General features: G+C 56.7%; 15 protein-coding genes. 11 read left to right on the top strand and 4 right to left on the bottom strand.

Going from position 1 to position 24,065, the window contains the following annotated elements; all coding sequences use genetic code 11:
• The coding region (locus KK078_RS23370) for a BamA/TamA family outer membrane protein (protein WP_254092744.1) at positions 1-483 on the top strand (483 nt) is incomplete at its 5' end.
• Here the strand turns inward: KK078_RS23370 and KK078_RS23365 are convergent.
• A complete protein-coding gene (locus KK078_RS23365; protein WP_254092743.1) occupies positions 484-1,515 on the bottom strand; it encodes a LacI family DNA-binding transcriptional regulator in 1,032 nt (343 codons plus the stop codon).
• A gap of 229 nt (positions 1,516-1,744) precedes the next feature.
• Between KK078_RS23365 and KK078_RS23360 the strand changes: the two genes are divergently transcribed.
• Genes KK078_RS23360 through KK078_RS23345 form a run of 4 tightly spaced genes read left to right on the top strand, consistent with a single transcriptional unit; the run spans position 1,745 to position 7,833 of the window.
• Positions 1,745-4,627, top strand: coding sequence for a glycosyl hydrolase 115 family protein (locus tag KK078_RS23360; protein ID WP_254092742.1), 2,883 nt, complete (start codon positions 1,745-1,747; stop codon positions 4,625-4,627).
• 10 nt (positions 4,628-4,637) lie between these two features.
• Positions 4,638-5,741: an endo-1,4-beta-xylanase gene (locus KK078_RS23355; RefSeq protein ID WP_254092741.1), complete on the top strand. Its 1,104-nt coding sequence runs from the start codon at positions 4,638-4,640 to the stop codon at positions 5,739-5,741.
• A gap of 34 nt (positions 5,742-5,775) precedes the next feature.
• A complete protein-coding gene (gene uxuA, locus KK078_RS23350; protein WP_254092740.1) occupies positions 5,776-6,945 on the top strand; it encodes a mannonate dehydratase in 1,170 nt (389 codons plus the stop codon).
• 15 nt (positions 6,946-6,960) lie between these two features.
• Positions 6,961-7,833 carry an aldose 1-epimerase family protein gene (locus KK078_RS23345; protein ID WP_254092739.1) on the top strand — a complete coding sequence of 291 codons (873 nt, stop codon included), beginning with the start codon at positions 6,961-6,963 and terminating at the stop codon, positions 7,831-7,833.
• Here KK078_RS23345 and KK078_RS23340 read toward each other — a convergent pair.
• Complete coding sequence (locus KK078_RS23340) at positions 7,827-11,834, bottom strand: AAA domain-containing protein (protein ID WP_254092738.1); 4,008 nt, start codon at positions 11,832-11,834, stop codon at positions 7,827-7,829. The genes KK078_RS23345 and KK078_RS23340 overlap by 7 nt on opposite strands.
• Positions 11,835-11,893: 59 nt before the next feature.
• On the bottom strand, positions 11,894-12,814 hold the full coding sequence (locus KK078_RS23335; protein ID WP_254092737.1) for a helix-hairpin-helix domain-containing protein: 921 nt from the start codon (positions 12,812-12,814) through the stop codon (positions 11,894-11,896).
• A 273-nt stretch (positions 12,815-13,087) separates the two neighbouring features.
• Here KK078_RS23335 and hemA point away from each other — a divergent pair, with 273 nt between their 5' ends.
• From hemA to KK078_RS23315, 4 genes are all read left to right on the top strand, one after another.
• Complete coding sequence (gene hemA, locus KK078_RS23330) at positions 13,088-14,347, top strand: glutamyl-tRNA reductase (protein WP_254092736.1); 1,260 nt, start codon at positions 13,088-13,090, stop codon at positions 14,345-14,347.
• A 2-nt stretch (positions 14,348-14,349) separates the two neighbouring features.
• Positions 14,350-14,805, top strand: coding sequence for a DinB family protein (locus KK078_RS23325; protein ID WP_254092735.1), 456 nt, complete (start codon positions 14,350-14,352; stop codon positions 14,803-14,805).
• Positions 14,806-14,817: 12 nt separating this feature from the next.
• Positions 14,818-15,294, top strand: a complete 477-nt coding sequence (paaD, locus tag KK078_RS23320) for a 1,2-phenylacetyl-CoA epoxidase subunit PaaD (protein ID WP_254092734.1) — start codon at positions 14,818-14,820, stop codon at positions 15,292-15,294.
• A gap of 121 nt (positions 15,295-15,415) precedes the next feature.
• On the top strand, positions 15,416-16,027 hold the full coding sequence (locus KK078_RS23315) for a LemA family protein (RefSeq protein WP_254092733.1): 612 nt from the start codon (positions 15,416-15,418) through the stop codon (positions 16,025-16,027).
• Positions 16,028-16,034: 7 nt separating this feature from the next.
• Here the strand turns inward: KK078_RS23315 and porU2 are convergent, their stop codons facing one another.
• Positions 16,035-20,948, bottom strand: coding sequence for a putative type IX secretion system sortase PorU2 (gene porU2 / locus KK078_RS23310; protein WP_254092732.1), 4,914 nt, complete (start codon positions 20,946-20,948; stop codon positions 16,035-16,037).
• 359 nt (positions 20,949-21,307) lie between these two features.
• Between porU2 and KK078_RS23305 the strand changes: the two genes are divergently transcribed.
• Together KK078_RS23305 and KK078_RS23300 are read left to right on the top strand one after the other, a co-directional pair.
• Entirely contained in the window at positions 21,308-21,664 is a 357-nt protein-coding gene (locus KK078_RS23305; RefSeq protein WP_254092731.1) for a PadR family transcriptional regulator, read from the top strand.
• Positions 21,661-24,018 (top strand): PspC domain-containing protein, encoded by a 2,358-nt coding sequence (locus tag KK078_RS23300; protein WP_254092730.1) that lies wholly within the window; start codon positions 21,661-21,663, stop codon positions 24,016-24,018. The genes KK078_RS23305 and KK078_RS23300 overlap by 4 nt, the downstream gene beginning before the upstream one ends.
• Positions 24,019-24,065 lie beyond the last annotated feature (47 nt).

Here is a 24,065-nt window from a genome sequence, read left to right as displayed (position 1 = left end):
CTGGAGCTCGACAAGGCCTTTGTTATCGCCCAGCGTGGTGACATGAAACTGGACGCAACCGCCGAGTACAGATTTGATATCATCAAGTCTTTCACGGGTGCGGTGTTCGTTGATGCGGGCAATATCTGGTTGATGCGCTCAGACCCGGACACTGTAATCATCGACGGCAAAAAGGAGTTGAACAAAGCAAAGCGCGTAGGCGGGGAATTCCGCCGTAAATCGTTCATGAATGAAATTGCCGTGGGCACCGGCGTGGGCTTCCGTATGGATTTCAGCTTTTTTGTGTTGCGTTTAGATATTGCCTTCCCCCTGCGCAAGGCGATTCTATATCCCGAAGAAAAAGGAGAACACGGCGTCCCGACCAGGGATGAAACACTGGCGCGCCAACGGTGGAAGTGGGTGATCGACGATATTGATTTTACCAAGCCGGGGTGGCGAAGCGACAACCTGATCTTCAACATCGCGATCGGTTATCCGTTCTGATCAAGGCTTTTTACGCAAGGTGGAGTCACGCACCACCAACTCGTGGCGGAGCACGATGGTGTTGAGGCTTGCGCCTTCCAGGCGATCCAGGCGGCGTATCAACGTAGAGGCTGCCAGCTCGCCCATCTCCTCGCCGGGATAGTTTACCGTCGTCAGGTTCGGCTCCACTACTTTTGATACCGGGTCGTTGTTAAAACCGGCCACGGCGATCTGCCCGGGTATGCTTATACCCGCTTGTTTTAAGGCGCGCAGACAGCTTACGGCGCAGGAGTCGTTGGCCGAGAAGACGCCGTCGGGCAATGGGCTCATGGCCAGGATGGCACGGGCGGCTTCCGCACCGGCCTGCTCGCTCAGGTTGCCCGCCAGCACGAGGCTTTCGTCAAAGGCCAGATCGTTGTCACGCAGGGCCTGCCGGTAGCCGCGCAGCCGGTCGGCATACACCGCGCCTTTCGATTGGGCCGTGACATGCACAATGCGCGTGCTGCCCTGGCGGATGAGGTGGGTGGTCACTTCGTATGCCGCTTTATAATTATCGATGACAATGCTGGTACACTGCGGGTGGTCGAGCACACGATCGAAAAAGATGAGCGGTATACTTTTATCCAGGAACAGGTTGAAGTGCGAAAGACTATCGCTGTCGTACGCCACCGACACCAGCAGACCGTCAACACGACTATTATAGAGTGTCCGCACATTGGTCTCCTCCTTTTTCATGGACTCGGCCGACTGGCTGATGATCAGATTATACCCCGCGGCATTAGCCACTTTCTCCATGCCCGCAATGACCACCGACATGAAGTAGCTGTTCAGGCGCGGCACGATCACGCCGATGGTGTTGGTGCGGGCACGACGCAGGTTGCTGGCAAACATGTTTTGCTGGTAGCCCATCTCCCGCGCCTTGTCGAGAATGCGCTTGCGCGTGTCCTTGCGAATGGCGGGATGGTCTTTCAGGCCACGGCTGACCGTGGCCGGCGAAAGGCTGAGTGCCTCGGCAATGTCGTATATCGTGATCTCTTTGTGGGGTCCGCTCATGAGTGATGTCGTACTGCGTAGTTAACGAGAAGTCGCGAGAGAAAAAAAGCCTGGCGACCAACTTGCCCCGAAAAGCCGAAAAAGCCTCCTGAATACGGTCCGAAAGGCTTCATTTGTTAAATCGGTTTCATATGAAAATATGTTGCTCATATATCTAAAAATCACCTTTTATAAAATAATTAAATGCAATCGGTTGCATTATCTTCTCCAATCCAGGAAATTCGTTTTCATGAGGCTCCTCCATATTCTTCTTCCGCAAAGCGTTACCCTGTTTTGCATGATCGTATGCTCGCCCCTGGCGGCACAAGATGGCTATGTCCGTTCGGAAAATATACCGGGTAGCTTTCCATTATTTGCGGCGGGCACAGTGGCTCCGCTCTATGTCAGCCACGATGATCACGCCGGTGTTGTCTTAGCGGCCGAAGCACTTGTCCAGGATCTATACCAGGTAACAGGCAGCCACCCGGTGTTGACGATGGATGCTGCTCCGGCAGCGAGGCATGTGGTTGTCGCCGGCACGATCGGAAAAAGCCCGTGGATCAATGACCTGGTGGAACGCGGTACGCTGGATGTTACCGGCATCGCAGCACAGTGGGAGTCATTCGTCGTACAAACGGTCGAAAAACCCTTTCCGGGTGTGGACCAGGCATTGGTGATCGCGGGGAGTGATAAACGCGGTACGATCTTCGGCATTTACGAGCTTTGCAAACAACTGGGCGTGTCGCCCTGGTATTGGTGGGCGGATGTGCCGATTGCAAAACGGTCCGCACTTTATATCACGCCGGGCCGGTACGCACAAGGCCCTCCGGCCGTACAATACCGGGGTATCTTTCTAAACGACGAAGAGCCGGCGTTGGGCCGCTGGGCTGTCGCGAAGTATGGCGGCTTTACCCATGCATTCTATGAGCGCCTCTTTGAGTTGATCCTGCGCATGAAGGGCAACTACCTGTGGCCGGCCATGTGGTGGGCCAGCTTCAACAGCGACGATCCGCTCAACCCCACGCTTGCCGATCGCTATGGCATCGTGATGGGCACGACACACCACGAGCCGATGATGCGGGCACACGCCGAATGGCGGAAAGGCGGCCAGGGGCCGTGGAACTACGAAACCAACGGTCCCACCCTGCGTCACTTCTGGACCGAAGGTGTCAAACGCATGGGCACACGCGAAAGTATCGTATCGATGGGCATGCGCGGCGACGGCGACATGGCCATGAGCGAATCCACCAACATTGCCCTGCTGGAAAAGATCGTACACGACCAGCGCCAGATCCTGCACACGGTAACCGGCAAAGACCCGTCGCGCACGCCACAGCTTTGGGCGCTCTATAAAGAAGTACAAGACTATTACGACAAGGGCATGCGTGTGCCCGACGACGTCACGCTGTTGCTATGCGACGACAACTGGGGCAACCTGCGCAAGCTGCCCCCGGTGGGCGACAGTCTGCGGACCGGTGGCTACGGCATCTATTATCACTTCGATTACGTCGGCGGTCCGCGCAACTACAAATGGCTCAACACCAATCAGCTCGAACGCACGTGGGAGCAAATGCACCTGGCATACCGCCATGGCGCCACGAAGCTCTGGATCGTAAATGTAGGCGACCTGAAGCCTATGGAGCTCCCCACGGAGTTCTTTCTCGACTATGCCTGGGATCCCACCGCCTGGAATGCCACTACACTGGCAGACTATACGCGCCAGTGGGCGGCCCGCCAATTCGGTCCGACACACGCCCGGGCGATTGCCACATTACTGGATACGTATACAAAGTACAACGCCCGCCGGAAACCCGAGCTGCTTTCGCCCGGGACATATAGTCTGACAAATTATCGTGAGGCCGAGCGCATCGAGGCAGACTATGTGGCCCTTACGCAGCAAGCCGAAACGCTTGCCCAACAACTGCCCGCCACGCACCAGGATGCATACTACCAACTGGTACTTCACCCCATCCGGGCCAGCGCCATTCTGAATGCCCTTCATATTACTACTGCGCGCAATCATCGCTATGCGGCACAAGGTCGCGCCGCTACCAACGCGCTGGCAGACCGTGTGATCGCCTTGTTCGCCGAAGATTCCGCCTGCTCCTATTACTACAACCGCGTATTGGCCGGGGGCAAATGGAATCACATGATGGACCAGACGCACATCAGCTACACCTATTGGCAACAGCCCGAGCACGATGTGCTACCGGTTCTAAAACGCATCACGCCATTGCAGACCGCAGCGCTCGGCATTGCGATAGAAGGCGACACTGCCTGGTGGCCACAGGAGAAACGTCAGGCTGTCCTGCCGGTGTTTGATTCTTTTCAGCAGCCGGTCTATGCCGTCGACATCTTTAACCGCGGCAGCGTACCGTTTACCTATACCGTCGAGGCTGGCGCGAAGTATATCCGGCTATCGGAAACACAGGGTACGATCGATACAGAAAAACGTCTCTGGGTCAGCGTGGACTGGCAACAAGCTCCGAAAGGTTTGCACCGTGTTCCGGTCACCATCCGGGGGCCGGGCGACGCCACGGTCGTCATACAGGCCCTTGTACAAAAACAATCGTTATCCAAGGGAGAGATCGCGGAGGGTTTTGTAGAGAGCGGTGGATATACCGCTATGGAAGCTGCGCACTTCACCCGCGCGGTAGCCGGCGATGGTATACACTGGCAGGTCATCCACAACCTGGGACGCACCGATGCCGGCGTCATCACCCTGCCGGTCACGGCGCCGGCCTCCGCACCCGGCAAACCGGGCGCGCCACATTTGGAATATACCTTCCACACCCGCCAACATGGCGCTATTACCGTGTCGGTCTATTTATCGCCCACGCTCGATTTTCACAACACGGGCGGCCTTCGTTACGCCGTATCCGTTGACGACGAACCTCCCCGGTTGGTCAACCTGCATGCCGACTTCTCGCAGGCCGCCTGGGAGCAAGCCGTCGGTGACAACATCCTGATCCGTACTTCCTCGCACAATCTCACCCCCGGCCGCCATGTACTGAAGTTCTGGCGCGTCGACGCCGGTGTGGTGCTGCAAAAGATCGTGGTCGGCAACAACGTGCCCGCCTCCTACCTGGGCCCGCCCGAGAGCTATCGTTTTCCCAACACCTCCAACGAATAACCCCATCCTTATGACTACACTTTCTTTTTCTTTGCTTCTGCGGCTCGCGCTTTTTGTGAGCTGTCTGTCCTTCCTACGCGTGCAGGCCCAGCGGCCGGCAACCGATCAAGGCCTGAAAGACCACTTTCAGGGGTATTATCCTATCGGCGTAGCGGTGTCGCCGCGCAGCCTGCAAGGGCCCGAGGCGGCATTGATCCTGAAACACTTTAACAGCGTCACACCCGAGAATGCCATGAAGATGGGCCCGATCCATCCGGAAGAAAACCGCTACGCGTGGGAAGGCGCCGACGCCATCGTGCGCTTTGCGCAGGAACACGGACTGAAAGTACGGGGTCACGCGCTCTGCTGGCACGAGCAAACGCCGCCGTGGCTGTTCACCGACGCCGACGGCAAGACGGTAACGCGCGACGTATTGCTGCAACGCCTGCGCGAGCATATCACCACCGTGGTAAGCCGCTACCGCGGCAAGGTCTACGCCTGGGACGTGGTGAACGAAGCCATTGCCGACGACAGCACTAAATTCCTGCGCGAATCGCCCTGGTATACTATCTGCGGCGAAGACTTTATCGCCAAAGCGTTTGAGTACGCTCACGACGCCGACCCCGACGCGTTGCTTTTTTACAACGACTACAACACCGAGCGCCCCGAGAAACGGGAGCGTGTTTACCGCCTGCTCAGAAAATTAAAAGACGCCGGTGTGCCCATTCACGGCGTAGGGCTGCAAGCACACTGGTCCATCTTCGAGCCCTCGGAAAAGGAGTTGCGCGCGGCGCTCAACCGGTTCTCGTCACTCAACCTCGCGGTGCAGTTTACCGAGCTGGATGTATCGGTTTACCGGTGGGAGAAGTTCCCGCGGGCGCGCCGCGCCGACGAAACCGATGCGTTTACCCCCGCGCTGGAGGCGCAGCAACGGCAGCAGTACACTCGTGTGTTTAACATTTTCCGGGAGTATAAAAACGTCATTACCGGCGTGACCTTCTGGAATGTGTCTGACCGGCACACCTGGCTGGACGAGTACCCGGTAAAAGGCCGGAAGAACTATCCTCTGTTATTTGACCAGCAACTACAGCCCAAGGCCGTGTACAATGACGTGATCGGCACGGTCGCACCGTAAGAACAATTCACGAATAACAATTACCTTTATCCGCATGATGCTCGAACAGACGATGCGCTGGTACGGTCCGAAGGACCCTGTCAGCCTTGCCGACATACGCCAGGCCGGTTGCACCGGGGTGGTGACGGCGTTGCACCACATTCCCGTAGGCGACGTATGGACCGTGGCCGAAATTGAAAAACGCAAGGCTGAGATCGAACAGGCCGGTATGACCTGGACGGTCATTGAAAGCCTGCCCGTACACGAAGACATCAAACGCCAGACCGGCCCGTATCAACAATACATCGAGCAATACAAGGAGAGCCTGCACAACGTGGGTCGCTGCGGCCTGCGCGTGGTGACCTATAACTTCATGCCGGTGCTGGACTGGATGCGCACGGACATTTCCTATCCCATGGCCGACGGCAGCAAGGCGTTATACTTCGAGCGTGCCGCCTTTATTGCCTTTGACCTGTTCCTCCTCAAGCGCCCCGGCGCAGAAAAAGATTATACCGACGCCGAGCGCGAAACCGCCCGCCAGCGTTTTGACGGCATGAGCAACGCCGAGCGTGAAAAGCTCTTTCACAATGCCACGCTGGGGTTGCCGGGCAGCGACGACCCGTTTACCGCGCCGGAGATCCTGGCGGCGCTCGAAAAATACAAAGGCATCGACGCCGCCCGGCTGCGCGGGCACCTTATTCACTTCCTGAAAGAGGTAACACCGGCGGCCGACCGCGCAGGGGTACAGTTGGCGATACACCCCGACGATCCGCCGTATCCGATCTTAGGCTTGCCCCGCATCGTCAGCACCGAGCAAGATGCCACCACGTTGCTGGACGCGGTGCCCTCGCCGGCCAACGGCTTGTGTTTCTGCACGGGTTCCTACGGCGCGCGCGCCGACAACGATCTGCCGGGCATGGTGCGCCGCCTCGGCGACCGCATTCACTTCCTGCACCTGCGCAGCACACAACGCGACTATAAGGGCGACTTTTACGAGGCCAACCACCTGGAGGGTGACGCCAACATGCCTGAGGTCATGCGCGAGATCGTGCTGCTGCAGCAACGCCGCGGCGTATCGCTGCCGATGCGTCCCGACCACGGCCACCAAATGCTGGACGACCTTCAGAAAAAAACATATCCCGGTTATTCCGCCATCGGCCGCTTGCGTGGCCTGGCCGAGCTGCGCGGCCTGGAGGCGGGCATCCGGCTGCTACTCACAAAATGATCCCTTTATCCTGTCATGAGCATTACTATCCAGAACACACACCTCGCGGTCCGCATCCACGAAAAAGGCGCCGAATTATACAGCATCCACCATCGCCAGCACAACCTGGAGTATATGTGGAGCGGTGACCCGGCCTTCTGGGGCAAGACGTCGCCCGTGTTGTTTCCCATCGTCGGCACGCTGAAAGACAATACGTACTACTACCATGACAAAGCCTATACGCTCACGCGCCACGGCTTCGCACGCGATCATGTCTTTGCCGTAGAAGAACACACTAGCGACAGTGTCGTGTTCCTGCTGCGCAGCAACGACGAGATGTTGGCCCGCTATCCGTTTCCGTTCGAGCTGCGCGTTCGGTATGTGTTGTTGGAAGATGCCTTGCAGGTAGCCTATACGGTAACCAATACAGGCGCCGCGCCGATGTATTTTTCACTCGGTGCCCACCCGGCCTTCCGTGCGCCGCTGGTAGATGGTACACAGTATGAAGATCATTACCTGGCGTTCACGCTGACAGAAGATTCTCCTCGCTGGCCCATCAGCGCACAAGGACTGATCGAGACTACACCGCAGCCCTTTTTACAGAATACAAATCGCGTGACGCTGCAGCATGCGCTGTTTAAGAACGATGCGATCGTATTAAAGGATCTGCGGTCGGATGTGATCTCGCTGCGGTGCGACAAACATCCGCATGGATTGGATTTTACCTATACCGACTTTCCCTATATGGGGCTGTGGGCCGCGCCCGGCGCGGACTTCGTCTGCATCGAGCCGTGGTGCGGCATTGCCGACAGCGTAAGCCACAACCAGCAGCTCACCGCGAAAGAAGGCATCGAGCAACTCGAAGCCGGCCTGCAGTGGTCACGCCGCTGGACGGCCCGTTTTTATTGAGCCGCCGGTTGCCGGCTGCCCGCCAGTAACATCAGCTCGTATTCCACACGCTCGCGGTCCTTCCAGAAGTTACGGCTATAAACGGTGCGGTAGCTCCAGTTCTTCTGCTGCAACAGCGCCGGCGTATATACGTGCGCATCTTTGGCCGACAGGCTTTGCTGGTACCGTACGTCGTCTGTCAGCACGATGCCGGTATATTGGTCCTGCTGGCGAATGCTGACATCCGAGAACGGCAGGGCATTAGTCTGGAACGCTATGTCGCCCAGGCGCTCGGCGCTCCACCGGCGCAGTTGGTCTTTGAGGTACCACGGGCTGGTCTCTTCCGGTACGGGGTAGTGGTTCTGCGGCACAAAGCGCCGCTGGTCCACCTCGCGGGCAAAGGCCAGGTATTGTTGCAACAGCTTCGGGCCTTCGTTCTTCACCTCCTCGGTCTTGAGCTGCTCCGGCCAGATGCTGGTCACCAGTATGATCCGCTCGCGGGCACGCGTTACCGCCACGTTCAGGCGGTTCTCACCACCGGCTTGTGTCAGGCTGCCGAACTGCATCATCATCTTGCCTTTCTTGTCGGGCGCATAGCCTACCGAAAAGATGATGATGTCTTTTTCATCGCCCTGCACATTCTCAATGTTTTTGACGAACACCGACGCGGGCATGGCGCGGCCTTCGCGTTGTAAGGCAGCTTCCAGGAGGTCGAGGATGAGCGTTTGCTGCGGGGCGTTGAACGTCACCACGCCGATCTCTTTGTTGGCCTGTTGCTGCAGCAGCGTCATGACCTGTTCCACCACGGCTTCCGCCTCCACGGGGTTTACCTGGTTCTCCCACACGCCGTCTACTTTTACATACGATATCGCGGGCTCGTTGCGGTTGATATAGTTCCGGTCGGGCAAAAGCTGCAGGCGGTTGCCGTAGAAGTGGCGGTTAGAGAAATCGATCAGCTCCAGCGACCGGCTGCGGTAGTGGCCCTGCAGGTGCACGGTGCGCATGTAGCGGCCCGCGAGCTCCAACACAGAGTCTACTTCCAGGTCGGGCGTCTCACGATCGTCTTCCCAACGCACCTGGTAGAGCTCGTTGGGGCGCAGCTGCTGGTCGTCGCCCGCTACCACTACCTGCTTGCCCCGGTACATGGCCGGTATGCTGCGCTCGGCAAAACACTGCGACGCTTCGTCAAAGATCACCACGTCAAACAGCTCCTGCATCGGGAAGATGGCCGACACCGACTCGGGCGAAGCCATCCAGCACGGTATCAATTGGAACAGCTCTTCTTCGAAGGTGGAGATGACCTTGCGCATGGGCCAGATCTTTTTCTTCTTGGTGACCTGGTGGTGCAGGTCGCGGTACGTCACACGGTTGTTCAACCGGTTGACAATGATGCCCTCATATACCCGCTCGCGCGCGCGGACCACCAGGATCTGCTCGCTCAGCTTCTGCTTTTCGGCCACCAGGGCCTGCAGCTCCGTCTCCAGCTGGTACATCTGCAGTGACGACACACTGCGCAACACGGGATACTTCGTTTCGATGTGATCGATCCAGGCAAGGCCCAGGCTGTTGCGGAAGAGCGCCTCCAGTCGGGGAGCGTCCCACTCCTGGGTGGCTTCGTAGAGCTTGTCGATTACCTCGCGTTCGTGCGACACCAGTTCTTCCTTGAGCTTGTCGTAGTCGCAGAGGTTATCAAAGTCGTTGCGCAGCGCGGTGGTCATCGGCGCCGCGAGCGACGGGTCGAGGATCAGCTGACGCAGCTGGTACGGCGAAAGATACTCCAGCCAGGCTGCACGTTTGCCGGGCACATCGCTGACGGCCCGCAGCAGTTGCCGCATGAGGTCGACAAACTCGGCGCGGGTATATTTATGTACATTCACCACCTCGCGCAATTCACGCAGGCTGTTAAAGACCAGCTTGGCACGGATGGCCAGTTTCTTTTTCTCGAACCACTTCTTGAGTGTTACACGGTCGTACCCGACCGGCAGGTTGATCAGCCACGGTTTAGCTTTCAGCGATGTTAAGTGATGCTCCAGGTTCAGCCGGCTGTCGATACGCTTCTCCAGCACATTCAATCCCGTGCTGTTATAGGCCAGTCCGTTGGCGACCAATACCCGTTTTACGAGGAACTTGCTCTCCGAGAACAGCTCCCAGCGGGCCAGCCGTATGATGTTGCTGCGAGCGTCCATGCGTTGTTGCAATGCCTCCTGGAAGATGCCCAGCTGGTCGCTCGGGACCGTCGTTTCGGGGGCTTCGTCGTGGTAACAGTTCATGCTGACGCGCTCCATGTTGGAGAGCCACAGCATGCTCGTCTCGTCGTCGCTCTCCGGCATCATGGCCTGGAAGTATTGGTATACTTCGTCATCCTTCAACACCGTGATCATGCCCATGATATCGTCTTCGCGCACGCGCAGCGAAGCACAGTCTTCCAGGTTCATGGTAATGCCCAGCAAGCGGTACAGCTCCTGCGAGAGCTGCTTCTGGTAATTGACGACGTCGTAGACAGTCTGTTCGATCGTGCGTTCGTCGCCAGGTCGGTAGCCGGCAAACGACTTGCGCTCGCGCCACAGGTAGTCGTCTCCTTCAAACCACGCGGCGTAATTGGCATAGAGCTTCAGCTTGCGCACAAAGACATCGAGGTCTTCAAAGCGGAAGTTCGGGTATTCCCACCGCAGGTTGACCGATGGCGCATGCGGGTCGGACAACAGGTACAGGGACTTGACCGAAAGGCCACACTCCGTGTCACTGAACAATGCGGCTTTAAAGTCGTCCAGCTCTTCTGTGATCTGGTCGATGCGGCGGCTGGCCTGGTAGAAGCGTCGCTCCTGCTGTATGACATCGACACCGCGGTTTAATGTTTTATAGGTATCGATGTGATCGATCTGGCGGGCGATCTTCGAATACAATTCCTGACGGTCGTTGCGGAAGTCGTGGATCAGTCCGAGGAAGTCGCCCAGCTCGGCATCCTGCATGCGCTTATACACCACGTCCAATGCGGCACGCTTCTGGCATACCAGCAGGGCACGTTTGCCCGCCGCCATCGCGTCGGCCAGCAGGTTACAGATCAGCTGCGACTTGCCGGTACCCGGAGGGCCCTGCACGACGATCGAGCGGCCATGCTTCACCGCCTTGATGGCGGCCTCCTGGTAGGCATCGAGCACAAAGGGCGTATACAGATTCTCTTCGCGCACACGCGGCGCTTCTGCCTCTGACGACTTGCCGGCAAAGAAATCTTCCAGGTCGGCAATACTGTCTTTTTCCAGCAGCGCGAGGTAGTCGGGCACGAGCTGTGACCCGGCTTGCGGGAATATACCCAGCACGGCCTCGGGGTATAATTTCAGCTCGCCGTTATGATGGGTCGCTTCGAATTCATCTTTCTTAAATTCCTGGAACGCGATCAGCTCGTCGCGGAAATTATCGGAGTTGAAGTTGAGCTCGATCTTGTCGCGCAGCAACTGGTACAGCTGTGTGCGGAACACCGTGCTGTCGGTATCAAAGTCGTCAAACGCCGCCTCGGCCAGGTTCTCGTCGAGCGTTACCTTATTATAGTATGCATACGCCAGGAGGAACGACTTGTTAAAGGTTATACCGGCATCGGCGCGCGGCTCTAACACCCAGTGTGCTCCCTGCTGTACGATGGATACGGGGAAGTATAGCAACGGGCAACGCACACTCGTGCCGTCGGAGAACTTACCGTGTACAAAGGGCCAGCCTACGTGCAGGTCGTTCGAGCCACGTTCCTCGTATAAGAACTGGTCGATGCGCTGCAGCTTCTTAAGCTTTTTACTGGCTTCGTTGTTGGCCTCCATCCGGCTGTCGAGCACCTGGGCGATCTTGCGGCCACGGCCGCTCATGAGCGAGCGTATGATCTCAAACGAGCGGTCGCCGGCCAGGAAGCTGAGGGTATGAAGGTCCATCAGCTGCTCGGCGTGCAACCGCAGGAGCAATAATGAACGGCTGTTTCCCGACAGGTTGGTGAGCCTGCGTAGATAGGTTTGAAGAATATGCTTCGTGTTCTCTGGCATGTGTCGTGTATAGGGGCAGTTCCCCGCGCTGTAAGCTATAAATAACTAAGTACTATCGTTTATTGGTCCGTGTCCGGTGCCGGGTGATGGTATATTTGGAACTCCAAATATGGTGCGATTTTCTGAATGGTCTTCGTATCAAGGACCTGTATCTTAGCAAGATCTGAAAGGGTCGAGAATTCTCCATGCTGAAATCGATAAGCCACAAGGGCTTGGGCGGCAGACTTCGATAAATACGGATGAGCGGCGAGCTCGCTTTCGCCGGCCTTGTTGATATCGATCCGCCGGGGCCGGAAGTTCTCTGACACAAACGATGCCTGCGCCAGCCGCCCCGCCACAGCCGAATCGAGGGTATAAATTTCCCCAATTTGCGCAACCGTCACAAAGCCTCCCAGCTTTTCACGGTACGCCACAATGCGCATGGCCCGCTTGTCGCCGATGCCAAAGATCTTTTTCAGCTGCGCCGTATCGGCCAGATTCAGGTCAAAAGGCGTTGCCTTCCGGGCCGCCACCGACGGGTACGCCTGCCAGGTCTTCTTCGGTTTTGGCGCAGGGCGCCCGGCCGGGAGCTGAATGTAAGACTCCAGCCGCCGGTATACGGCGGTGTCCATGCCGTAGATCCGCAACAGGTCTTTACGGCTGCGAAAGACTCCGCCCGCCTGGCGGTACCGCACCATGCGCTGCGCCAGCAGCGGTGAAAATCCCACCTTTTGCAGTTCTTGTATCGAAAGTTTGTTGGGATCAAAACGAAAAGGACGCGTATTTATTTTGGCGCTATCGGCCGCTACGTCGTTCCAACAGGCCAGCAAGCTGTCGAGAACACGCACAGCCTCAGGATCTTCCGCCGCCTGCGGTGTCGGCGCGTACAGCGCTCCCGAAAAAACAAACCCCAACACCAGGGCGATCAGCAGGACAAAGCCGCTGGCTTGTGCACGTGAAAAACCTAGCGCGGAACGGAAGCTGTGTTTCAGCTGTTTCATGGCAACTAACGGTTGACGGAAGATGTTATTTACACTGGCAGGCAGCCCCGACGCACAAAGTATCGTCTTGTGAGCACACCCTGACCGGGGTCGGAAGCGCGCGGCGATCCCTGATGGAAATATAATCCGTCAACGTCAAAACCGAAAGCGCATGGGCCTCGTAAAAGACTGATCTGATGATAGTTCAATCTATTTATACAAATTCTAAATTAAATAACGAGTGACATTTATCATGCTTGATCTTCAATCAGGTTTTACTTTTGTACTTCGAAAATGACACAGAATTTTAAAGCATTAGTACTGACCTACAAAACCGCTCCTGTGGCCGTGCGCGAGCAGGTTTCGTTGAATGAGGCAGGGGTCAAACAGTTTTTGCATTTCATTCGTGACTATGCGGTAACGACGGATGTGCTGGTGGTGTCCACCTGCAACCGCACGGAGATCTACTACGTGTCCGACAAGGACTATTCCACAGAAATTTTCAGAGGGCTTGCCCTCATCAAACAAATAGAGGCTGGTTTTGAACAGCATTTCACCCTGTTGGACGGCCTGCAGGCCGTAAACCACCTGTTGGAAGTAGCGATCGGCCTGGATGCCCAGGTGGTGGGTGACCTGCAGATCTCGGGGCAGGTAAAAAACGCCTACCAGTGGAGCGCCGATGAAAACATGGCGGGCCCGTTCCTGCACCGCCTCATGCACACCATCTTCTTCCTGAACAAACGTGTTGTACAGGAAACTTCTTTCCGCGACGGTGCCGCTTCCATCTCCTACGCAGCCAAAGAACTGGCCGAAGACGTAACGATGTCGCTGCGCGATCCCAAGGTATTGCTGCTGGGCGTAGGCGAGATCGGTCAGGACTTCTGTCTGAACCTGGTCAATTCGAGCCTGCAAAATGTCATGATCCTGAACCGCACCGCGGACAAGGCCGAAAAGCTGGCGCAGAAGTGTGGTTTCCGCGCGGGTTCTATCGATCTCCTGCAGGAAGAGCTGGCCAAGGCCGACGTGGTCGTGAGCTCCGTCTCCGGCAACGAGCCGCTCGTTACCCGCGAGCTGTTGAAAGACATGAAGATCCTGTCGCACAAATTCTTTATCGACTTGTCGATGCCCCGCAGCATCGAGCCTTCGATCGAAGAGATCCCCGGTGCGATCGTATACAACCTGGACGATATCCAGGAAAAAACAAACGAAGCCGTTGAAAAACGGAAAGCTTCCATCCCGCGCATCCGCGAGATGATCCGGGAGACCATTGCCGAGTTTGAAGACTGGTCCAAGGAAATGATCGTCTCTCCGACGATCCAGAAGCTAAAGAATACGCTCGAAAAGATCCGCCAGGAGGAACTGGTTCGCTACATGAAAAATGCGAAACCGGAAGAAGCCGAAAAACTGGAAGAGATGAGCCGCTCGCTGATGCAGAAGATCCTGAAGTACCCGGTGCTCCAGCTGAAGGCTGCCTGCAAACGCGGCGATGCAGAGTCGCTTTCCGAGATGCTGCACGAGCTCTTTAACCTGGAACGCGTAACCGAAAAGAAATAAGCGTGGACGCTGTAGCAACCGAGCTGCTCCAGCTTGTTCATGCCTTCTCGGATCGCCTCCGCGAGATCCCCGAACACGACTTTACACACAAACCTCTCCCTGCCCGGTGGAGTAAAAAAGAAATACTCGGTCACCTGTGTGACTCGGCGCACAACAACCTGCGCCGGTTTATCTGCGCACAATACGAAAACATTCCCCCCAATATCGTTTACGACCAGGATCAATGGGTGGCCTTACAGGGCTACCAACAGGTGCCACGCGAAGAGCTGATCCTGTTGTGGAAATTGCTGAACAACCGGATAGCCCACCTCATCGGCAACATGCCGTCCCAACGCTATACGCTTACCTGCAATACCGGCAAAGGCTCGGCGTCGTTGCACTCCCTCGAATGGCTGGCGAGTGATTATATACGCCACCTCAAACATCATTTGAACCAGATCTTCCCCGGTGCGTTATAACAGCACATGCACATGCCCACCGTTCCGGAAATATACCAATGGCTGGAGGAGGTAAAAGACCCTGAGATCCCGGTATTGTCGCTGGTAGACCTGGGCGTGATCACCTCGGTAGCGATACACGGCGGACAGGTACAGATCGAAATGACGCCGACGTTTGTCGGCTGCCCCGCGCTGGACCTGATGCAGCAGGAAATTACCGAAGCCCTGGCGCGCCACCACGTACACGATGTACACATTGCGGTACAATATCATGTGCCGTGGTCGTCCGATCGCATTTCGGAAAAAGGCCGACGCGCCTTGCGGGAATTTGGGCTGGCACCGCCGGCACCGGGGCTGGTCTCCGACCTGGATATACTGGAAAAAGCTACGTGTCCGCGTTGTCAGGGCAATAACACCGAGCTGCGAAATTTATTTGGTGCTACGCGCTGCCGTTCGATTCATTACTGCCACGATTGCAGAGAGGCTTTTGAGCAGTTTAAAACCTTATAAATCAGGCCCCTGAATCGTTTAAAATTCCACGAAATCATACTTATCTACCAAAACGCGCTGAACCTCAACAACATTTTCTTTCTTTGCATCGTATCTCACCCTGAGCCCACTATAACGAGTTATGAGATCTCTCTTTTCTGGTATCATGATCACCGGTTGCGTGTTGACACTGCTGAATTGCGGTGACAGGAACGCGCCGCGCCAGCAAACGACCTTTACGCGGTTGGATTCGCTGACGGATTATTACCTGGGGTTACAGGACAGCATGCTACAGGCGTGGAACATCATGATCCACGACGACAACCAGAAAATAAAGGCCATGCACAACCTGCTGCACGAGCTGACGGTGTCCGCATCGGCCGACCCCGAACAACTCGAGGCCTATGAGCAACGCCTCGAGCAGCTGCTGCGCCTGCGCTACACGCAGAAGACCATGGCTAACGCGGATGTAGTAGAAGAATACGACTTCGCATCCAACTCGCTCGTAACCGAGCTGATCACGATGGCGGAATCGCAACCGCAATTTCAGTATAACTCTACGCTGCAAAAACTGGCCGACGAGATCCGCATGGCCGACCAGCGTGTATACATTTACCGCGACGACTACGACGCCATCGTAGCCACGTATAACAGATTCCTGGAAGAAAATCGCGAAGACATCCGCGAAATAGATGTCCAGCCCACGATCGAAAAGCGGCCCCTCTTTCAGATGGTAGCCGACGAAAAAGAATAGGTCCTGCCTAACGACGCAACAGGATCTTGCCATTCCGGCTCACACCCGTCTTTTCTGTTGCAATCCGCAATCTATAGATATAAACACCTACCGGCAGTACATTGCCAGCCAGGTCGCGACCGTCCCACCGCAAGCGGTTAACGCCGATGTGGAAGTCTGCAAATGCCTCGCGGGGGAACACCGCTACCTGTTTGCCATTGACATCGATGATGTCCAGCGAAATATCACCCGGCAACGTCTGCCCCGACAGCACTACGCGGAAATATACATCACCATACGACGGATTGGGGTACGGTTCGGACACCGTCAAAGCCTCTTCTGTCGTGACGGTAAAGGTTACCAAATAAGGATTCCCGCCACTGCTGTTGTCGCGCGCATCGGCCGCCTCTACCTGCAAGGTATACTTGCCGTCGGGTAGATTGCGTGGCGTCAGCTGCAGGGTAAAGTCGGTTGTCGCTGTCGCAGATTGCCACGTGACCGAATCGCTTTCCAGGGTGACCTGCACGGGCGTACAGGGTTCGGTAGCACACGGGTATGTCAGGAACATGCGAATGCCCTCGGGGGTGGTCTTTCGGATAATGCGGTTCTCGTCCCATATCCGTACCGCGATGAGCGGGTTGGCCGATACAAAGTCACCATTCTCTACGTGGCGTCCATCGATGGTGACGGCCAGTACGGGGTTAAGCATGTCCTTCCGCACGTTGAGGTAGCCGGGCAGGCCCAGCAGGTTGTTCTCGTAATACTGCTCGGGCAGGATGTGTGGGTTTACATACACATTCACGTCGTTCAGTCCCTGCCGGTCGGCCGTGGGAATACTAACAATAAAGTGAGTGGTATCGCCCGGTGGCGGTGGGGCGATCTTCATGGCGGCGCGTTGCGAGAACCGCTGGTCCTGGTTAAACAGCTCGTATTGCACCGTAAGTGAATCGCTAAAGGTTTTGTCGCTGATGTTGACAAAGCTATAGGCGCCGGGCCAGGCGTCGCCTTCGTTCAGTACGTGGGGAATAGCCTCACCGCGGTACACCAGCAACCCCTCGGGCGCGGGGGTATAGAGCACCAGCCACTGCCGCAGCTGTACGGGCGTGAGGTTTACATCGTCGGCCGTGTGGTAGATAATGCGCAGGTAAGGATACTGCGTGGCGTCTACGCCGGTCAGGTCCTGGTCGGTTGTCAGGCCGGTCCACAGCGGGGTTTCTTCTCCAGTGAGCTTCACCCCCCGGATGTCGGCTACCGCCACATCGGCCGCGGCCAATGCCTCCGGGTCGAACACAAACGAGTTCCAGGCAACGGCCGGGCCGATGAGCGCCGTCTGCATGCTGCCCGAGCTGTAGCCGCCGGTGATCGTGCCGCTTACTTCAAGCGCCTTCTGGTTGAGGGGTGTCCCTGTGGCGCGATACACTTTCGCTTTGCCCGGCGCCAGGCCTTTGCGGCCGACCGCGATCATCGGCTCACCCGACGTATATACGTTCAGCTGCGCCAGCGACAAGCCGAGCTCGCCGAGCTTGGCCTTGGCCGCCGCGGGCCAGAGGTTGTACGACGCATTGCCCATGGTATATAACAGTACAGAATCGCCCGGGGCGATGTTATCGACATACTTGATCAGGTCATCGTTCTTCCCGGTCACCATCTCTGTAGACGTGAAGCTATTGATCACCCAGGGCTCACGGCCACACGCCCGCCCGGCGCGGTTGCGCCAGGTAAACGGCACACCGATGTAGGGCACTGTCGAGCGTCTGTCAAAAGCGATCAGGTTGAGGGTCCCCATCCGGCAGGAGAACCCCTGTGTAAAAAGATTATACTCCGCGCCGGCGATCTTTACACTGACCGTTTGCGCCGACCCCCCGGGATAGCTGCTCCCCATGTTCCGCACCGCAAAGGGCGTTACCGTTTCGCGGAAGCTCAGCCGGCGTGCTGTGGCATTCTGCACCAGGCCTTCGGCCGCGTTTTCCAGGTACTGGGGAAACTCGACCTGCGCCCATCCTTCCGGACCGTCTTCTATATAGGTAAAGGAGGTCGTGGTCCAGGCATCGTTCTCGCCGGCCAGTGGTTCGGCCAGTTTCGTGCGCCAGTAATATACCAGCGTGTCGGCCGTCAGCATGGGCCATGTTTGCCGTGCCAGCACGGTGCCTTCCAGCGTAAATTGTTTTTTATAGGGGCTGTCGAAGGTATAGGCGGTGTCTACTTCCACGATAAACGACCGCTTGCCCGAGAGCAGGTCCGTGGCCTGCCAGGCCAGGTCAACGGAGGCGGTATGCACAATGGAAAAGTTGCCGGGAAAGAGATTGCGTGTTCCGTTCAACGGGATCAGCCACTCGATGGACGCCGAGTTATTGTTTTCATTCAGCTCCGCCAGGACATTCTCCGGGTCGATCGTCACGTCAAAGCGATTGTTGCCCCCACCCGACTCACGCCCCTTGCGCACCACCAGGGTGAGGGTGTCGCTGTATAACGCTGAGGGGTATAATGAATCGTATACCACGACGGAGTTGTCCTGCAGGTAGCGTTTCACTTCGATGCGGATGGTATCTTGCTGCGCGCGGCCAAAGTTGCGTACGATCATGCGCACGGCAAATGAATCTGTTTGCGTCGTCACCGGGCCGCCGTCGAAAGACGAAATAAAGAAGTTATTGTTGTTGATCTCCAGGTCGGGTTTGGGCGCTCCAAACAGCGGCACTGCCGGGTCACCCAGCAGGATCATCTGCTGCCCCTGCGTGGTGATGCCGATATAGTCACCGTTCTCCTGTACGTACCGCCGGGCTGCCTCGCGCTGAATGTCGCCGATCCCCTTGTATATATAGGTCGAATCGCCGAAGCCTACCTCGTACACGGTCTCGGTGTAACTCCTGAGATTCGACACAAAGCCGTACGAGCTGTGGGCGATAAAGCCGGCAGCACCTTTTCGGGGGGCCATGACCCAGTCTTCGCCAAACAACTTGGAGTACAGAAAGAAAGACCCGGCGTTGCAGCCGTTCATGAGCAGCATGGGATACTTGCCGGGGTTGTTATAGCCCATGATGGGATCGGTCACAAAGCCGATATCAAAATCGAGTGTGCTCGGCGAGGAATGCCCGAAGAACGTTACCAGGCCCAGGCCCTTGTTTACTTCGGTGGCAATGTTGATCAGCTCGATGTCTACCGAGTGCTTGGCGATGGCCGACACGCGGCCACCGAGGTAATACGTTTTGGCGATCCTGGCAAAGTCTTCCAGGAAACCGCGAAAGCGTTCCGGCTCGCCAACCTCGATACCGCCGCTCAGGTGAAGGATGTGCTTGCGCGTGAGGTCATCAAAAGGACGCGCTTCCGTCTCGATCACTTTGTTGAGATACGCGGCGACATCGTCGGGCTTCATGGCCGTCAACCGCCCCGTGGCCACTGCGTTGCTGTGAGTCGTGCCGGCGAGGCCGACGGTGTAATAGGCGTCCGAACCCGGCATACCCGAAGAGGGCACCAGGTCTTTGTAGAGTTTAAACGGCGTCGGGCCCCGGTTGTACGCATAGCTCGCATCCAACCCTTTGCCGATCAGGAACAAATACCTGGGCAGATGGCGCTGCGCAAAGTACTTCATACACTGAAAGATGGCCCGCGGCGATTTCTCACCATAGTTAAACTGGTCGTATAGCTGATCGATGTTGACTACGATCGTATCGTAGCCACCGCCTTCCGCAGATGCCCGGTATCCCCCATAGGCTTTTACAGGGTCGGCGTAACCACCCGCCGGTGTGCGCAGCAAGGGGTGGCTGATGATGACAAAATTATTCGCCGTCGGTGTGATCTCCCGAAACGATACTGCCCGCACCGGGGCCGTGGCGGTAAGCGTCGTGGCCAGCAGCTTGCGGGATTGCGTCGTGCCGGGTACCGATGCTTTCAGCGTGGCCCCTGCCGGGGTGGTGCTGATGATCCCGACGTTGTCCGGATCGGTAATATCAAACAACCGGGTGCCGGCAACGGTGCGTTGTATCGCTATATTGGAAACGTTCGTGCCGCTGGCCGCCAGCCGGAAGATCTTCTCCGTAGCATTCGCAGCATCTATCGTCTGCGGATACCGCAGCCGGACGTACGACACACACAGGCGGTCTGACGCCGCGACGCCGATCACCCGTACCCGCACGGTGAGAGAGCTGCCGGCGATATCGCTCCAGGCTATATCCTGCGTGACCGTTTGTGTATTGAAGACCGAAAAGGTCACCGTCGTCAGCAGGCGTCCGCCGGCGTAGATCTCGGCGCGGTGATCCATCATGCCCCGTCCTACCAGGAGCACTTCCAGCTGCGGGAGGCCGGAACTTGTCGCCATGTTTTGAATTCCCGTAAGGGTATAATCCGCGGACTGGCCCAGGTTCAGCTGTGTACCGGTCCACCCCTCCCCCTGGTCGAAATACGTATTCTGCAGCTCGGCGCCGTAGTCCGTGCCCGTCGAATAAAAATTGGTGTTCACCAATAACTTTTCATCGATGTGGTAGTCGTTGGGCGCCAGTCCGGGATCGGCCGGCGCGCGCTGCTCCATGCGTTTGCCCGGCATCGCACCGAAGGTCAGAAAGTAGGCGGAGGTGTCGCTGAAGATATTGTAGTACTGGTGCGGTTGAAAGGTAGCCGGCTTATACAAACTGGCGTCGAGCGTGCCGTCGTTGCGCTGGCCGTAAAACTCGAGGTAGTCGGAGGCCTGAAGCTGGCCGTCGGCCTCGCCGGCAATGTACAGGGCCTGCTCGGCCCCGCGGTGGAAAAGCTGCAGCGTGCGCGGATCGACGGCACCCACGGGAATACCGGCGGCCTGCAGGGCGTTGTAGTCAATGCGGTAAATCCCGTCTTTGCCGACCGGGATGCGATAATAGGGTCGGCCGAAATTGATCCACTCGTTGCCGATCTGACCATATGCCGACAGCATAGAAGCCAAAAGCACACCCAATACCGCAATACTCGTTCTCATGCAAACCCTAAAATAATACACGCTGAGGGAAACAGAAATGAATACCGTGTAAAGTCAAAACGTAAGTAAGAAAAGAGCATGCAACACAGGCTTCCGGAGGCAAGCTTATAGGCCCGTACCTTTGTCCAGCCACAGCTCCTTGATACAGCTTCCCCGGCGGACTGAAGGCTGTACGGTTTTGTCAGAAAGCGTGTACACTTCTGGACATTTTTTACCGGACTGTGAAGTCCGCCAAAGCACTTAAAAAAATTTTTTCTTCGAAATTAGCTTAAAAATGCGCTTTTTTAAGTTTCCGCGACAAGTACTTGGCCATACATAGTACCCTTTCGTTAATAATACCATAGTAAACAACGGGATGTATGAACCTTGAAAACACGCAAGTACAAATGAGAAAAGGAATATTGGAGTACTGCATCCTTCACATCATTTCGCGCGGCGAAGTGTATGCGTCAGACATGCTCGATGAGCTTACGGCCGCGCGGATCATTGTCGTAGAAGGGACACTTTATCCCCTCCTCACCCGGCTGAAGAATGCCGGCCTGTTGGAGTACAAGTGGATCGAGTCCAAGTCAGGCCCCCCGCGTAAGTATTACACGCTCACGGACCGCGGCAGCAAGTTCCTGGAAAAGCTGACAGAAACCTGGGACGAGCTGGTCCACTCTACACAAACCATCACCAATAAATCTACTAATATCTCACGCCCCGAGACCATATGAAAAAGAACATCAGCATAAACATCAGCGGCATCATTTTCCACATCGAAGAAGATGGCTACGATACCCTGCGCAAATACCTGGACTCGATCACCAAGTATTTCTCATCGTTCGATGACAGCAGCGAGATCATGGCCGATATCGAGGGGCGCATTGCCGAGATCTTTCTCTCCAAGCTAAACGAGGGCAAACAGGTGATCACGGCAGAGGACGTCACGTTCCTGATGACCACCATGGGCAGCGTGAGCGATTTCAAAGCCGCCGAGGAACAAGATCCCCCGCAGGCCAGAAATACATTTGCCACAGCCGGCGGCGCCAACGACAACGCCGGCGGCGATAGTAACCGCCAACAGGCTACCTCCACGCCACGGCCGCTGATGCGCGACCAGCGCCGCAAGATCCTGGGAGGGGTGTGTACAGGGTTGGGAAATTACTTTAACATCGACCCGATCTGGGTCCGCCTGCTTTTTGCCGTCATGGCGTTTGCGTATGGCTTGAGCGTGGTCGTCTACCTGGTGTTGTGGATCGTTCTGCCGGGCTCGTACACGCTGGAAGAGCCGCAGATCGACAAGAAAATGTTCCGCGATCCCGATCGCAAGGTGCTGGGCGGTGTCTCGGGGGGTATCGCCTCGTACCTGGGCATCGACATCCTGCTCGTACGGGTGCTCTTCGTCGTATTCACCGTTACCGGTGGCCTGGGCCTGGTCGTATATATCGTCTTGTGGATTGCCGTGCCGGAAGCCAAAAGCCTGACGGAACGGATGCAGATGCAGGGGGAGCCGGTGACGCTTTCAAACATCGAGTCGACCATAAAAAAAAATTTAAAGGAAGATCCCGATAAGGAGGAAAGCGCCGCGGCGAAGATCCTGCTGTTGCCCTTCCGCGTGCTGGCAGCACTGCTGCTGGCCCTGGCAAAGATCATTGGCCCGCTGGTAGAAGTGTTGCGTGTAGCCGTCGGCATCGTTATTATCCTGTTGGGCGTTGCCCTGGCCTTCGCAACACTGCTCACCGCCGGCATTACCCTGGGCTATTTGTCTACGGCCACCTTCGCCAGCGAGCACTTTACACTGCCGGTAGAGGCCATGACGCGGGCCTTCCCCGCCTGGATCGTGATCGCCGGATTTGTAGCCTGCTTCATCCCCTGTATCTTCATCATCCTGTTAGGAGCTTCAGCGGTGTCTAAACGCATTACCTTTGCCGGCCCTGCCGGATGGACCCTGTTTGTATTGTTCTTTGTCAGCATCGTGGCGCTGACCCTGGGTGTACCCAAATTACTCTTTGATTTCAAAGAAGAAGGCACGCACCGGGTAGAGACCCTGTATCCGATCAATGCAAAACGCGCCGTGTTCCGGTTGAACGAAACCGGCATGGACGACTACGACGAGATCTCGTTGTCGCTGCAAGGCTACAACGGCAAAGAGATCAAACTGGTGCAGGAATTTGAAGCCCACGGCAGCAGCCGCAAGGCAGCGATTGAAAACGCCCAGATGGTGGATTACCATGTGGCCGTGGAAGACTCGATCTTTACCTTCGACTCTAACGTGACCTTTAAGAAAGACGCGATCTTCCGCGCCCAAAACCTCAAGATGACGCTGTTCATCCCCTACGACTATCCGTTCACCATGACCGAAGACGTAGCGCGGTTCATCACGCAGTTCGTCGAAACCGAAGCGCTCGACAATGAAACCTGGCGCATGACCCCCGACGGACTCTCGTGCCTGAGCTGCCCTACTCCGGTATCGGCACCGGCGGCCGATGCGCTGCATCCTGCGCCCGGCGACAATATCACCGACGTGGAGATCGACGGCCTGTTCGACCTGGAAATTACCCGCGGCGATAAATATTCCTTGGAAATTGACGACTCGCAAAGTGAAAAGGCCAACTACCGCGTAGAGCAGCACGACAACACGCTGCTCATCGACTACGACAACGAGGGCGGGTTTCATGCAAACGATCTTTTAAAGGACGTGAAGATCCGCCTGACGCTGCCCGCCCTGGAAAGCCTGAGCGCCAGCGGCAGAGGTACCGTGCGCTTTACCGGCTTTCGTTCCGAGCACATGAACATCGAGTTCAGTGGCAAGATCAGCGGCCATGGCGAAATGGAAGCCCTGGACCTGACACTCGATCTTTCCGGCGCCTGCGACCTGGACCTGAAGGGCAACGGCAATACCTTGAACGCCGACCTCAGCGGCCTGTCGTCGCTGGAAGCGTATCGCTTCACGACAAAAGATGCCTCCGTGGACGTGAGCGGAGCGTCATCGGCCAAGGTCAACGTCACCGAGCACCTGCAAATCAAGAAAGATCTTGTCAGCAGCGTGGAACACCGCGGCAATCCGGAGGTGACGGAGGATGAATAAAAAAATAAAAATGGCCGTGCAACCCCCGGCAGTAAAGTTGCATCTTC

The organism is Dawidia soli (genome assembly GCF_018598185.1).
GTDB classification, from domain to species: Bacteria; Bacteroidota; Bacteroidia; order Cytophagales; family Cyclobacteriaceae; genus Ohtaekwangia; species Ohtaekwangia soli.
Note: the sequence above shows the minus strand (reverse complement) of the source record. Positions and strands in the feature narration are given on the sequence as shown.

What these genes read in the sequence shown, in the direction of transcription:
- KK078_RS23315 (WP_254092733.1), top strand. Translation starts at nt 15,416, where the DNA reads ATGAGATCTCTCTTTTCTGGTATCATGATCACCGGTTGCGTGTTGACA.
- hemA (WP_254092736.1), top strand. Translation starts at nt 13,088, where the DNA reads ATGACACAGAATTTTAAAGCATTAGTACTGACCTACAAAACCGCTCCT.
- KK078_RS23335 (WP_254092737.1), bottom strand. Translation starts at nt 12,814, where the DNA reads ATGAAACAGCTGAAACACAGCTTCCGTTCCGCGCTAGGTTTTTCACGT.
- KK078_RS23355 (WP_254092741.1), top strand. Translation starts at nt 4,638, where the DNA reads ATGACTACACTTTCTTTTTCTTTGCTTCTGCGGCTCGCGCTTTTTGTG.
- porU2 (WP_254092732.1), bottom strand. Translation starts at nt 20,948, where the DNA reads ATGAGAACGAGTATTGCGGTATTGGGTGTGCTTTTGGCTTCTATGCTG.
- uxuA (WP_254092740.1), top strand. Translation starts at nt 5,776, where the DNA reads ATGATGCTCGAACAGACGATGCGCTGGTACGGTCCGAAGGACCCTGTC.
- paaD (WP_254092734.1), top strand. Translation starts at nt 14,818, where the DNA reads ATGCCCACCGTTCCGGAAATATACCAATGGCTGGAGGAGGTAAAAGAC.
- KK078_RS23305 (WP_254092731.1), top strand. Translation starts at nt 21,308, where the DNA reads ATGAACCTTGAAAACACGCAAGTACAAATGAGAAAAGGAATATTGGAG.
- KK078_RS23360 (WP_254092742.1), top strand. Translation starts at nt 1,745, where the DNA reads ATGAGGCTCCTCCATATTCTTCTTCCGCAAAGCGTTACCCTGTTTTGC.
- KK078_RS23340 (WP_254092738.1), bottom strand. Translation starts at nt 11,834, where the DNA reads ATGCCAGAGAACACGAAGCATATTCTTCAAACCTATCTACGCAGGCTC.
- KK078_RS23300 (WP_254092730.1), top strand. Translation starts at nt 21,661, where the DNA reads ATGAAAAAGAACATCAGCATAAACATCAGCGGCATCATTTTCCACATC.
- KK078_RS23345 (WP_254092739.1), top strand. Translation starts at nt 6,961, where the DNA reads ATGAGCATTACTATCCAGAACACACACCTCGCGGTCCGCATCCACGAA.
- KK078_RS23365 (WP_254092743.1), bottom strand. Translation starts at nt 1,515, where the DNA reads ATGAGCGGACCCCACAAAGAGATCACGATATACGACATTGCCGAGGCA.